Here is a 14,367-nt window from a genome sequence, read left to right on the forward strand (position 1 = left end):
ATTTGTCTACTATATGGAGATTACACTCCTTTCAAGGGAACCAAATTTAATTTTTATGTGTAAAAGTACAAGCATATCTACTATGGGTGCATATAAAAATATGAGAAGTAAATAATCCCCATATTTAGAATAGCATTATGGACCTAGACGCAAGGGGGAGCTAAAAGAGGATGTGATTACTGATGGTTAAGAATGGAAATATATCAATTAACGGTCAAGAAATTTCTGTTTATGATGATTCAGCAATTAAAGCCATATTAGAGGATACAGCTAAAAAGACACATACCCACCTGGAACTTCATACTCATACCAACACTGTACAACTAGACAAAATAGGAGAAAACACTCAAGGGGAACTGACATATAATGGATCGGTAGTGAAAGGAAGTTTATCAAATGCAAGTATTTATATGCTGGAACTTAGTCGTTGGGGAGTGAAAAATAACGGTACCGATGCTATTAATACATCAAAAGGTATCAACGAAGCTTTTATATGGGCAGCTGGACAAAACTACTCAGAGGTCGTATTGCCAAAAGGTACGTATCTAATAAGTAAAGATGAGGCATTAAGACCACAAAGTTTTACGACAATTAATCTAAATGGATCAACCTTAAAAATGGAAACAAACGGTTCATCTGGTTATATACTTATAGCTATAGAACGAGGTAAGGAGCACATTCGTATTACTAACGGTATTCTTGAAGGTGATAGAGATACACATGATTATCATACAAACCCAGGTACTCATGAGCATGGTTTCGGTATACTAATACGTTATAGCAATAACAATATTACAATAGATAATTTAGATATTCATAGTATGACTGGAGATGCTATTTCTGTACAGTGCGGTACAGGGTATGTAGGTGACCCAGGAAGTAACCATTGGTCATTCTTAGATAATGGGGGATATGTACAGGGCGGTATCAATAATGATGGAACATTTAATACCAATACAAACAGAATCAGATCTGCCACTAAGATTGATGTAACAGTCCCTAGTATGATTAATAACGGGAGAGCATTCGTGTTTGGAGGAAATGACTTTGGAGTAATAGGGGATCCTGTAACTGCAAGTATCATTGACGTTGCGTTTTATGCAAGCGACAATACATTTATTCAATTGAAATCTACTACTTTCTTTGAAAGGATACCCATTCCCGAAGGTGCAAATTACGCGTATATGTCTCTAAGACAAAGTGTTGTTCCACCATATACCTCTTTAACTGTCAGGTGGCAGGATTTCCCTAGAAATGTCCATATTGACCGATGTAACCTTCATCATAATAGAAGACTTGGTGTTATGCTCTCTGGTCAAGACGTGCATTTGAAAAATTGCACCATACATGATAACGGTACTATTAACAACGGAGTTGCAGGTACAGGACCGAACAGTGGATTAGATATAGAAGATGGTGGAGGATTGAATCAGCATATATTCATTGAAAATAACAATTTTTATAATAACCTAAATTGGAGTCTTATCCTTGTATATGGAAAGCATATTCGGATAAAAAATAACACTTTCCATGACAGACCCATTGTAAACATGGTAGGAACATCAAAAATTGAGATAGCAGGAAATACCTTTATTAGCAGTGGAGCCTTTTTATATGCAGAGACATTATTTACGAATAATATTCTTTTTAACAGCCAACTTATTATAGGAGAGCCTGAATGGGAGGATAGAACTCCGAGGAGAGTTGAAGTATCTGGGAGTTATTTTCACAATTCCAGCCTTAATTTCCAGAACAAGCAAGACTATAGTAGCTTTGTAACCGATTGTGCATTCTTTGCAGATGAAAGTTTTATGGGAACATTGGTAGTAATAGGGGAATATCCTCAAACGATACGAGATTGTACAATTTATGGTGGAGAATTTAGTGCAACTACCAATGTTCGAAACGGTTGGGTAATAGAGGGTATTCTCTTTACAAATGGTAAAGGGGCTAAACTAGGGAATGCTACCTACAAACGGTGCACATTTATTAATCCTGGAAAAATAGTTGTAGTTACTAACCCAAACGCAGTTGTTGAGTTAGATGAATGTCACTTTGAATGGAGTACCTCCAATCTCTTTGAATCTGATTTTAATATTAAATTACTAAAAGTAAAAAATTGCACGTTCAAAGGAAAAGACAAACCAGCTTTCTTTATATGGCAGGCTGCTAGGATAGAATTTATTAATAATATTTTTGAATTTGATAATACAAAGACTAACTCAGTAATTGAATTATTTTATTCTAACACTCAAAATGTAGTATTGACTGATAATCGGTTTAAGGCAAGCTTACCTATGGATATTATAAAACAGTCAAATTCAGCAGCGCGGATAGATTTAACAGACAATTTTATAGATAACATGAATGTTTCAAATAACGGATTGATATGTATTGATAGAAACAAAATAAATGGAGTAATCGGGCAAGCCACAGAACCTACATTTGGATACTTTAAAAAAGGTCAGCTGATTCCAAATTCCAATCCAATTAGCGGAGGATTTATGGGTTGGATTACAACAACAGAAGGAATCGCTAATACGTACCGTTTATGGACTCCAAATACCTATCTCTTTAAAGGGACTATAATATATATGAATAACCATTTCTTTGTGTCTTTAACAAATGAGGGTTCAACAGGTTCAACAGCTCCTCCTTGGCCTACTGTATTAGGTGAAACGGTTATCGACAAACAAATAACTTGGAAAAATATAGGAGTTAAAGCAGTGTTTAAAACTTACGGTTCTATTTCATAATCAATACAATTTCTAAACTATAGAAGAATTTATTTTTCCATAAACTAAATCGAGGGGTGAATCGGAACGTAAAAAGGGGTATGATTTCATGGAGAATCCTACCTCCTTTTTTTAGTGGCCCAATAAGAACTTAGGGAATCCCTATACTATTTCAGTTACTTTTTTTTGTCTGATTTGTCTGTGTGTATCGGATTTATATCTATTAACATTACCAATAAGATATTTTCCAAAGGCAGCTTTATTAAATATGTGTGCAGATAATATTGAACAAGTAATACTAGTAATCAGTACAATTATTAAATAGCTAAGTTTGTTAAAAAACATAGGGGGGGATGCTAATTCTATTAGGTGGATGAATAGCATATGCATTAAATAAATACAAAAAGAATAGTTACTGATTATCATTATTATTTTAGGTACCTTTTTAATAAAAATGGTTGTAAAGAGAATTATTAAGAAAATGACACTCGTTGTATATAAAACCATATCTATTCTTTTAGAATTTGTAAAATTAATTAGATTGTATTTATTAATAATTACAAATAATAAGAAAGTGAAAACTGGTAATAACAAAATAATATATTTATTTTTTATTATAAGAGATAAAAATTCGTTAAAATACTTTCCACAATAAAATCCTAATGAAAAATAGAATACCCAGCCAATAAAAGGTAACCAATATCCAAATCTCCAAATTTCTTGTGCAATAAAAAAATTGGGTGGATTTGTAAAATTAAATATTCCTAAATAAATAACATTGACTAATAAAGCTAAAGGCAAAACAACAGAAGGGGAAAATCTATTGAGGAATTTATTTAGTTTTACATGTAAAAAGTAAAACTGGAAAATTATTAAAACAAAATACAATACAGAGTGCCCTAGGAAAATATTTTTCACTATTTCAAGCAATATGGTTTCTATGCTAATTCTTTTTACCTCAATAATCGCATAAATAATATTCATAAAAATATAAGGCAATAATATGTAACCGAATCGTTTTCTAAAAAAACCTTTCGGTAATTGTACAGGATACTTTTTAGATAATAGTAATTCTGAGATAAATACAAATATAGGTGTGCCAAATAGACCAGCTGCTAAGAGGTAGTTTAAAAATAAACTGTAGAAGTCATTGCTTAAATGTTTAAATTCAACATTAGTTAATTGAATGCTATGCCCCATAACAACAGCTATACACGCAATTGCGCGAAGCCAAAATACAGAGTTTATTGTAGAATTATTATTCATTTTTTTCCCTTTCACTTATTGTTTTTATAGGTTTATTGTATATATTTATAATATTAGTCATTTATTTTACTAAACTTTTTTACGTTCTTCACTCTAAATAGATCCCTTTCTTTAATAATTTGAAAGAAAGGGTAATAAGCAAAAACGACTACTTTTAAAGAAGTTAAATTTAATTTGAGTAGAAATTTGGATCAAAATTAAGTTCAAAATAACCTCTAGAAAGATTATCTGTTTGCTTAGGAGTTTGCTGAAGTCATTTTATATTCTTTTAAAAATTGTTCTTTATCCCGTTACTTTAAAGTTATACTTTAATCTTTTTTGATTCCTTATAATAAAGTTTAAACCTTATCCAACGGCCTTAGTTTTACCTCTCGGCAACTTAATTTTCAATACTGAAAGAGCAATATTAATTAAGTACTGAAACTCCTTACTTTTATAAAAAATGACAATATAAATTACATTAGGTACTATTAAACTAATTAATCCCTTTCCAGCAAGGGCCAAAAAGTTATCTCCAATTATTAGGCTATTACATATTATTGTTGTAATAAAACAAGCAGCTAATGTTAATAATCCAAATACAATATACTTTTTGAAATACAAAAAAACAGATCTTTTAAACACATACTTATATACTATTACTGGCTGCGTCCAAAACACAGTTGTAAGAGTACTAATTGTTGTCCCTATAAATATTCCTGCTAAACCAAAGTATTTTACTAAAAATAAAGATGCTATTAAATTTATAAAACCTTCAAATAATGGTGCATACTTATCCTGGACAAATAAACCTGCTTTATTTTTAAAAGTTGCAATTGCTGTTCTCATTCCTGTCAAGTAGAAATTAAGCAAAACTATTATAAAGGTTAGATTATTAAGAATATATTGACTTCCTAACCACCAACTAATTAATGGCTCTAATAAGTTAAATAAAACTATCACACATAATGAATAGAGCCAAAAGTTAACTAAATAAGTTACCTTAAAAATCGAATAGTTTTTATCGCTGCTTTCAGTAGCAATTAGATTTCCTATACTTGAATCAATTCCACCTAGCACTGGTTTTACTAAAGCTGCCAATTGATTAATGATCATTGTATAATTCGAGTAAATTCCTACAGTTGCTAATCCAATAAAGGAAGATATTAGAATATTATCTATTCCAAATACAAGGAAACCTCCTATATTGTGTAAAAACATTGCTTTTACATTTTTAACTAAATTCTCTTTAGTACTCTTATCCAAAGGATACTTTTCTTTAGTTTTAATATATGAATATCTTTTGTTAACAATGCTGCCATTTATTAAATTTTGAATTACATAAATTATTAATTCGAATATCAAATAAAGAATATAACTCTTAGTTGTAATAAGGATTATTATCTTAGCTATAGAAGTAAAAACTTGAAACATCAAATCAATTTTCGCTAGTACATAACCTTTTTGATCCGCATTAATTAAGGACCACTTATGAGCATTCAGATATGAGACTATATTCTTTAAAACAAACAAGGAATAGATTAATGTAATATCAGCAATAGAATTGCCATTCTTTATTAAGGTCCCTAAAAAGGGATATATACATATACTAATAAATAAAATTATTATTGATAAAATACCATAAACTTTTTTGTATAATTGAACTAATGCGATAACCTTATTTCTATCATCCTCAGCAAGTGGCTTGTATAAGTTGTAAACAATACTTATCCCGATGCCGCCTTCAACTAATGCCATTATCGATAATACATTCGTTAAAAGGCCATTAACACCTAGATAATCAATACCTAGACTGTCTAGGAAAGCTTTCCTTGATACAAACCCTAAAATTACAATAACTATTTGTGATAAAATACTTATAGAAATATTCTTTATTGAATTACTAGTTCTCATATATAAAATAGTCCTTTTTATATTTTTTACAAAAAACCTTAAAGTAACTTGTACTATCCAACTCTGGTTAAAATTTCGCTTTCATATTTCTCATCATTAATATCATTCACCACTGTTCCGTTAGGAATTTCACCAATATATTTATTTTGTATAGGACGCTTTTCGGTAGCCTTTTGCAAGAACCATTCATATTCTATGTCAATGTGACCAATATCAATGGCTTGATATCCTAATAATGATAGATCATATGCTAAAACTGTTGCTGTTGGCCCAAGCGCAATTAAGATTAGTTTTGACCTATTTTGGTTTTTAACTTCTTCAAAAATTTCTTCGTATTTATCAAACGCATTTGTAGATGGACAAATTATTCTTTCCATTGATTTGGCATTATGGAATAAATCATTACCTATTCCCAGTCTACTTTTATCACCTTCTACAATGACTATCTCTCTTTTAGTCCATAACTTCTTAAATTTCCTAAACCTTTCTTCAGCATTGCTTTTATCTTTATGATCTATATATAATCTAGTAACTAAGGAATCATAATATTGTTTCCTCTTACCTATTATTTTATATATTTTGCTACGGTTTCGATTTAAGTATTTTATCCAATAAGTCTTTGAATTTTCTGTACACCAATCTACATTATCAAAAACATTGGGAATACATACTAAATGTTGTTTATTGTTACTCTTTATAATTTGTTTTAATCTTTGACTTAATTCTTTTGAGTAAGGTTGAAACAACAAACTCTTCCCTTGCATTAGTCCAAATTCACCATCCCCGAATCTACTCATGGAAAAACTACCATTTATTAATTTGGTTAATGTCTCATCAGTTGTTTTTACCATCGGTCGTGGTATTATTCTGGCAATAACTTTATTAAAAAAAATCATTAAATTCCCTTTTGCAGATACAAATTTATTGTAAATTAGTAATATAAATTTTTTCATATTAACCATCCTTTATTTATAAAACCTATAAGGAATTTATATATTTTTGGGTGAACTCTCAGAGCTGCTAATAATATCTTTACATTTCTAGGTAAGTAATTAAGTTTTATTGTTTGATTGAAGTAACTATTTAATATCATTGCTACCTTATAATAATCTTTCTTATGCTGGTTGAAATCACCATTTTCCACGATCATTCTTAAAACAACAAGTGAGCTATTTGATAATTTTAAAACTACCAAACTAGTTAATTCAGAGTAATACTTACTAATAAACTTATACATTTCTTCATACACTAGAACCGCATCAATCTTTATATTCTTTACGGCATTATCCATTGTGCTTCCTTCATGCTTAATATAATTATATTTGGGGGAGCCAATACAACAAACCTTATTACATTTATGAATTAGTTTATAAGTAAAAGCAGTATCTTCATAGGTTATACCAACTGGAAATCGTATATCTTCTAATAAGCTTCTTTTAATTAACTTTGTCCAAACAACTTCATCATATAACTCGCCCTTAAGCATTTCCTTCATTGCTTGTTTTTTATCATGTATTATTAATGAATGTGTACCGTTGATCTTTAGTCGATCTTTATAATGAATTTTACTGGTACAATTTGCAATATCACACTCATAAGTTTCACAAAGACTATAGAGTAACTCATACATATCTGGCTCTATCCAGTCATCACTATCAACAAATCCAACATATTTACCACAGGCTATATCTAATCCCATATTTCTTGCAGATGCTTGACCTCCATTTTCTTTATGAATTACTTTAACTCTTGTATCTTTTTTAGCATAAGCCTCACAAATTTCTCCACACCTATCAGGAGAGCCATCGTTAATAAGTATCAATTCAAATTCTTTAAAAGTTTGAGCTAATATAGAATCAATACATTTATGTAAATACTGTTCTACTTTATAAACTGGAACAATAATACTAATTTTAGTATTCATACTGTACTTCCTCTCTATTCAACAAAGGATAGAAACCTTTCAAAATCTTCGTTTCCATTAAGAACCTGCCTTGATAAATTATTTTTAAATTCCATTCGCTTATATTTATCATCAATTAAATATTTTAACTTTTTATAAACATCATCTTCAGTGCAGCCTACAATAAATCCGTTATATCCATTATCAATCTGTTCATATGCTCCAATAAAGTTTGTTGTCACAATAGGTTTTTCTAAACACTTTGCTTCAGCTAAAGTTAGACAATAACCTTCATGCCGAGATGTTTGAACATAAATATCAGACTGTAAGATATACGGATAGGGGTTGGGTTTTGCTCCTAAAAGAATGAAATCATTTTTTAAACTGTACCTTTGAATTAGTTGTTCATACTCTGCACCATCTATACCTTCACCAATACAGTACCATCTGACTTCATACCCCTCACTTCTTAATCGAGATAATACTTTAATAGCAATATCTTGACCCTTTTCCTTTGAAAGCCTTCCTACTGTTACAATCTTAAGACCTTTATAGTCATTATCAAATCCCACTGGGATTTTTGACATTTCCTTTATAACTTCTTTTGGAATTATATTCATAAACACTTCAACTTTTTTATTTATACCAGGTAATTTTTCTATAAGGTTCTTCTTAGCCTGTTTTGATACTACATATATCTTTTCATAACTCCGATATAATTTTTCATACAATTTTTCGTTGATCGTATGTTTAGATACATCAAAGTGAACCCAAGATATTTTCTTTTTAGCAGATACTTTATTTGCTATGTAATAATCAATAATATCCGTCGGACCTTGGTAGGAGATTGCAATGTCATATTTATTTAGATTGTTAGGTACAGCCTTTAACACATTTTGATAATACAAGTATCTATTTTTAAAGTACTTGGATATAAAATATGCATTAATAAAAGAAATAACTTTTAGAAACATCTTTTTATTAAGAAAATGTTTAACTGTTTGTTGAGGTGGCTGCATGATTATTGGTTTTACATCTTTAAACCATGTAGATTCTTCTACTTTAACCCATTCAGGAATGTATTCTAAAAATCCGCCTTTTTTCTCTAATAGCATAAGGGTGATATCATATTTATCTTTTGGAATAGCCGATAATAGGGAAATCAATGATTTTTCAACGCCACCAATATTCATGCTAGAAACCATAAATAAAACCTTCTTTTTCATCTTTATTCCACCTCAACCCCCGGCAAAAGGTTTTTATTTTAAATAAATGCAAAAACCCCAAGCTACATGGAACATGACTTGAGGTTTTAAAAATCTACCGCTAAATTAAATATCTTTTCTTTCGCTGTTTTGTTATTTATAAGATCTATTTGGAGGTTTGTCTTTATCTTTTTTCTTAATTTATCATCATTTAATACTCTACAAATAGCTTTATACATTTGATTCTCATCAAAACTGACTAATATTCCTGTTTCTTCATTCAATATTTGCTCAGCAGCACCTGTGAAATTTGTGCTAATAATTGGATTATCAAAACATCTTGCTTCAGCCAAAGTGATACAATAGCCTTCGTGACGGGAAGGCTGGACATATATGTCACACTGTTTCATATATGGGTAAGGATTAGTTTGTTCCCCTAATAGAATAAAGTCGTTTTCAAGATTATACGACTTTATAAGTTGTTCATATTCATTTCTTGCGCTTCCATCACCTATACAATACCACCTAACATTAAATCCTTCTTTTTTCAGTTTGGCAAGTACAGGAATGGTTAAATCCTGACCCTTTTCCTTACTTAATCGTCCAACTGTTAAGATACGTACACCTTCAAACTGATCTTCAAAGCCCGTGCCTTCTTCAGCCATTTTCTCAACCAACACTGTTGATACAATATTTGGAAAATGGTCAATTTTATCATTTATTTTTGGCAGCACGCTAATCAACTTATCTTTTCCTTCTTTTGATACGACAAAAATCTTATCAAACTTCTTGTATATTTTTTCTGCAAAATACTTGTTAAACCCAATCTTTGTTACATCAAAATGAATCCATTGAATTTTCTTTTTAGCTTTAACTTTGTGGACAATAAAATAGCTTATGAAGTCCATAGGACCAGCATAAGCTACTGCAATGTCATATTGAATTTTACCTATTGGATATTCACGTAAAATATATTTAAAAAATAGATTCCTTTCTTTTGTAATCTTAGTAATAAAATAAAGAAAAAATATAATAAGAGCTTTTATGACTTTGCCATTTTTTAAGAAATGTAATGCTGATATATGTAAAGGTCTTTTTAAGAGTACCTTAAGGCTATCATCCCCTTTAAGATATACTATATTTACGCAATTAGGGATAGAATCCAGGAACCCACCGTACTCTTCTAGCATAAATAAAGTTATATCAAAGTTATCCTTCGGCATCTCTGATATCATATTAAGCAGCGCCTTTTCAGTTCCACCCACATTCATATTTATGAGCATAAAAAGTATACTTTTTTTCATTAGATTACACTCTCTTCCTCACCCTATTAACTGATAGAACTTATCAATTTCTTCAACATTCCCTTTTTTCTCAGATTGCAAGTATTCAATTATTTCTTCCCTTAAATCAGCATCATTTATCAATTTTATTATCCCTTCACAAATAGCCTCTGCGTTCATATCAACAACAAGACCATTTTTACCATCTACCATTTGATTATATACGGCATCAAACCTGGTTGTTACAACTGGTATATTTAACATTCGTGCCTCTGCGATTGCAAGGCCGAACCCTTCAAACCTAGATGTCTGAACATAAATATCGGAATTTTTTATATATGGATATGGATTGGCTTTTACACCAATTAAAATAAAGTGGTCACAAAGGTTATTTTCTTTAATACTTTTTTTGATTACCTCTATAAGGGGACCCTTTCCCATAACATACCACCTAAAATTAATACCTTTCTCTTTCAGTTTTTTACATGCTTCAAGTGCCATATCATAACCTTTTCCGGCATCAAATCGTCCGATGGTTAAAAGTCTAACACCATTAAAATTATCTTCAAAACTTTGCCCTACATTAGCCATGTTATTGATAAAGTCAGGGTTATTTATGTCATATAAAATATCTATTTTATTGGTGTATATAGGAAATGTTTCTAAAAAGATGTCATGAGCTGATTTAGAGACCGCTATTATTTTATTATATTGATCATAATATGTTTTTTGGAAGTTCTTCTCTTGATTATTTAACCTATAACTGGTATTAACCCATCCTATTTTTTTTCTTGCTATTATTTTTTCAGCTACATAAAAAGTTGGGACCCCTTGTGCATAACTTATTGCAATATCATAAATCTTTGGATTACTTTCAATAACTTTAGAAACACTCTGCCAAAAAATCCTCGCTATTTGTGAATTTTCATATTGTTGGTAACGAATTCGAAGGGAGTAATTAAGTCTTGTAACTAGCAAATTAAATTTAAAGTTTCTTAAAGAATAGAAGAAGGCTTCTTTTAAGTTTAATTTAGTGAATGCTGTATATTCTAAAGGTCTTAGAATATTTACCTCTTTAGGAACTAATTTCTCAAAGACACCACCATGCCCAAATAACATAAGGTCCACTGAGTATTTAGAATAATCCAAAAGTGATAATAGCGTTACCAAACTCTTTTCTGCACCTGCACAGTCTAATGAGTCTATAACAAATAATAGGTTTTTTTTCATATTTTAATTCACCCACAATTAGCTGCTTTATTTTACTTACATTAATTATTTAAATCCTTTATATTCTGCCATTTAATAAATTCCAGTAATTTTTTATATTCTTCCAATTGTTCCTTATCAATTCCCGAATTCTTTAAATCCGTTACAAATTCTAACCATTCTTTATCAAGCTGGTGATTTTGAGTCTCGGTTGGCTTCTCTGTGTTCAATAATTCCTTAAGCTCGACATCCAAAACCAAAGCCAGTTTTTCCATTACATTTACCGAAGGATTTTTATTCAGGTTTCTTTCGATATTGCTTAGATATGACTTTGCAATCCCCGCCCTATCTGCAAGCTCTGTTAAGGTTAGACCTCTTCTTTTGCGAATTTCATAAATATTTTTTCCTATCATTCTTGATACCTCTTTATCCCTAGGGTTTGGTTTAGGTCTACACCTTTACTTTCATTGTACTTTTTATACATTCAGTTACCCTTGTGAGTTCTTCTTCAGATAAATTTGATCCTGAAGGCAGGCATATGCCCGACAAAAATAATTCATCTGACACACTTTGGTCTACTTTATGAGAGTAATATTTCACATCTTTAAATAACGGCTGCAGATGCAGTGGTTTCCAAACTGGCCTGGCTTCAATATTTTCATCAGTTAAAGCTTCCAAGAGTGTACTTGATGAGACACCAGCTGCATGTTCATCTATTGTTAATGCGGTGAGCCAGCGATTTGAGAATGTGTTTTCCAGTTCTGGCATGAACTGAAGGCCCGGAAGATGAGAGAGCTCTTGAAAATATTGTGAGAATATTAACCTTCGTGCCATCACTCTTTCATCTAAAACCTCCATTTGACCTCGGCCAATTCCTGCCAGAATATTGCTCAGCCTATAATTGTATCCTATTTGGCTATGCTGATAATGTGGGGCTGGATCTCTTGACTGCGTAGCCAGGAAGCGGGCTCTTTTTAATAACTCTGTATCATCTGAAATGAGCATTCCTCCGCCTGATGTAGTGATAATCTTATTCCCGTTGAATGAAAATACCCCATACTTTCCAAAGGTTCCACTAGGCTTTCCTTTATAGCTTGAACCAAGAGATTCAGCCGCATCTTCAATAATGGGAACATCGTATCTATTACTAATAGCGAGAATTTCATCCATCTTTGCGCTTTGTCCATATAAATTGACCACTATAACCGCTTTTGGAATCTTTCTTTCTCTGGCTGCCTCTGCAAATGCTCTTTCAAGCGCTTCCGGAGACATGTTCCACGTTTCCGGCTCCGAGTCGATAAAGACAGGTTCTGCTCCTTGATAAAGAATCGGGTTGGCACTTGCTACAAATGTAAGTGAAGAACAAAAAACAGTATCACCTTTTTTTACATCTAATAAAGAAAGAGCCAAATGAATTGCAGCTGTCCCTGAACTTACAGCTACTGCTTCATTGACTCCTGTATACTGAGCTATTTCTTTTTCAAAAGCATCTACATTAGGTCCGAGCGGCGCGATCCAATTAGATTCCATCGCTTCCTGGATATACTTGATCTCATTGCCGGATAAATGAGGCGGTGAAAGATAAATTTTGCTTTTATTTGATGTATGGATCATTTATACACCTTCAATCACTTGTTTTGTTTTCACTGCAGCTGGAACTCCTACAGCGGTAGAATGGGAAGGAATATTACTGATAACAGTTGCTCCGGCCCCAATAACTGACCATTCTCCAATTGCTATCCCTGGAATAATGGTTGCTCCAGCACTAACATGTACGCCATCCTCAATTTGGACGTTTCCTGTTAAGGTTGCATTCGGAGAAATATGAACAAAATCTCCCAGCCTATTGTCATGTTCTACGATGGCACCGGTGTTAATAATGGTATGGGCACCAATACGGGCTCCAGCATTAATGACAGAACCAGCCATTATTACTGTACCGTGATCTATTTCTGCTCGTTGGCTAATGATAGCAGCAGGATGGATAATTGTTGCATAATTCTCTTTAGAAAGCTGGAGACTTTCAGTAATTAATCTTCGAATCTTGTTATTTCCAATTGCTATTACGAATTTCAATTCTCTAAAGAGATCGTTTAGTGTTATAGCAGATAAAATGGGGCCATAAAAGATTTCCTGTTTCATGTGTAATTCTTCATATTTATCATCCAGATAGGCAACAATTTTATGGTTGTGATTTAACGAAATAAGGTCCTCAATAACTTTGCTATGTCCGCCTTGACCAATTATGGCTAATTTCATCCATGTCCCTCTTTCAAAGTAGACTTTGAACCTTTAAAGCTTTCCATAGTTGCATTTCCTGGCTGACTTACCCCTTCAGATTTGATTACTTTTTTAATGGTTAATATTAATATTTTTAGATCCAGCAGCAGGTTTCGGTTGTTTACATACCACACATCATGCTCAAACTTTTCCTCCCAGCTTAATGCGTTGCGTCCGTTCACTTGAGCCCATCCGGTTATACCTGGCCTGACAAGGTGACGCTTCGCTTGTTCTGGTGTGTATAATGGCAGATATTTCATTAATAGTGGACGGGGACCGACCAAACTAAGATCTCCTTTGATAACGTTTATAAGCTGAGGCAGCTCATCCAGGCTGTACCTTCTTAAAAATTCCCCAAATGAGGTCAGCCTGGTGTGATCCGGGAGCAAATGACCCTTGTCATTTCTTTCCTCTGTCATACTTCGGAATTTATATAAATAAAAAGGTTTGCCGTTTAACCCCGGCCTTTCTTGTTTGAACAGGATTGGACTGCCTAATTTTATTTTTATTAATAATCCACATGCTAAAATTACTGGAAAGAAAATTATAAGCAGCAGAGTAGATGCAAAAAGATCTAACAGCCTTTTCAAAGC

At 32.0% G+C, this 14,367-nt stretch carries 12 protein-coding genes; 1 reads left to right on the forward strand and 11 read right to left on the reverse strand.

Annotated elements, in window-relative coordinates; translation table 11 throughout:
• The first annotated feature begins 182 nt into the window (after positions 1–182).
• Positions 183–2,756 (forward strand): right-handed parallel beta-helix repeat-containing protein, encoded by a 2,574-nt coding sequence (locus NAF01_RS20850; RefSeq protein ID WP_250801063.1) that lies wholly within the window; start codon positions 183–185, stop codon positions 2,754–2,756.
• A gap of 141 nt (positions 2,757–2,897) precedes the next feature.
• Here the strand turns inward: NAF01_RS20850 and NAF01_RS20855 are convergent, their stop codons facing one another.
• From NAF01_RS20855 to NAF01_RS20905, 11 genes are all read right to left on the reverse strand, one after another.
• Entirely contained in the window at positions 2,898–4,001 is a 1,104-nt protein-coding gene (locus NAF01_RS20855) for an acyltransferase family protein (protein WP_250801064.1), read from the reverse strand.
• A gap of 345 nt (positions 4,002–4,346) precedes the next feature.
• Positions 4,347–5,894, reverse strand: coding sequence for a lipopolysaccharide biosynthesis protein (locus NAF01_RS20860; protein ID WP_250801065.1), 1,548 nt, complete (start codon positions 5,892–5,894; stop codon positions 4,347–4,349).
• A 53-nt stretch (positions 5,895–5,947) separates the two neighbouring features.
• Entirely contained in the window at positions 5,948–6,847 is a 900-nt protein-coding gene (locus NAF01_RS20865; RefSeq protein WP_250801066.1) for an SP_1767 family glycosyltransferase, read from the reverse strand.
• Complete coding sequence (locus NAF01_RS20870; RefSeq protein WP_250801067.1) at positions 6,844–7,818, reverse strand: glycosyltransferase family 2 protein; 975 nt, start codon at positions 7,816–7,818, stop codon at positions 6,844–6,846. The genes NAF01_RS20865 and NAF01_RS20870 overlap by 4 nt, the downstream gene beginning before the upstream one ends.
• A gap of 14 nt (positions 7,819–7,832) precedes the next feature.
• The gene (locus NAF01_RS20875; RefSeq protein ID WP_250801068.1) at positions 7,833–9,023 is read right to left on the reverse strand and encodes a glycosyltransferase; all 1,191 of its coding nucleotides are present in this window, start codon (positions 9,021–9,023) and stop codon (positions 7,833–7,835) included.
• Between the two features lie 86 nt (positions 9,024–9,109).
• Entirely contained in the window at positions 9,110–10,306 is a 1,197-nt protein-coding gene (locus tag NAF01_RS20880) for a glycosyltransferase (protein ID WP_250801069.1), read from the reverse strand.
• An 18-nt stretch (positions 10,307–10,324) separates the two neighbouring features.
• Positions 10,325–11,515 (reverse strand): glycosyltransferase, encoded by a 1,191-nt coding sequence (locus NAF01_RS20885; protein WP_250801070.1) that lies wholly within the window; start codon positions 11,513–11,515, stop codon positions 10,325–10,327.
• A 41-nt stretch (positions 11,516–11,556) separates the two neighbouring features.
• On the reverse strand, positions 11,557–11,907 hold the full coding sequence (locus NAF01_RS20890) for an XRE family transcriptional regulator (RefSeq protein ID WP_250801071.1): 351 nt from the start codon (positions 11,905–11,907) through the stop codon (positions 11,557–11,559).
• A 37-nt stretch (positions 11,908–11,944) separates the two neighbouring features.
• Positions 11,945–13,108, reverse strand: a complete 1,164-nt coding sequence (locus NAF01_RS20895; RefSeq protein WP_250801072.1) for a DegT/DnrJ/EryC1/StrS family aminotransferase — start codon at positions 13,106–13,108, stop codon at positions 11,945–11,947.
• Positions 13,109–13,753, reverse strand: coding sequence for an acetyltransferase (locus NAF01_RS20900; protein WP_226620257.1), 645 nt, complete (start codon positions 13,751–13,753; stop codon positions 13,109–13,111).
• A complete protein-coding gene (locus NAF01_RS20905; RefSeq protein WP_226620256.1) occupies positions 13,750–14,364 on the reverse strand; it encodes a sugar transferase in 615 nt (204 codons plus the stop codon). Before NAF01_RS20905 ends, NAF01_RS20900 begins: the two co-directional genes overlap by 4 nt.
• Between the last annotated feature and the right edge of the window lie 3 nt (positions 14,365–14,367).

Origin of the sequence: Cytobacillus firmus (assembly GCF_023657595.1) — a bacterium.
Taxonomy (GTDB): Bacteria; Bacillota; Bacilli; order Bacillales; family Cytobacillaceae; genus Cytobacillus; species Cytobacillus firmus_B.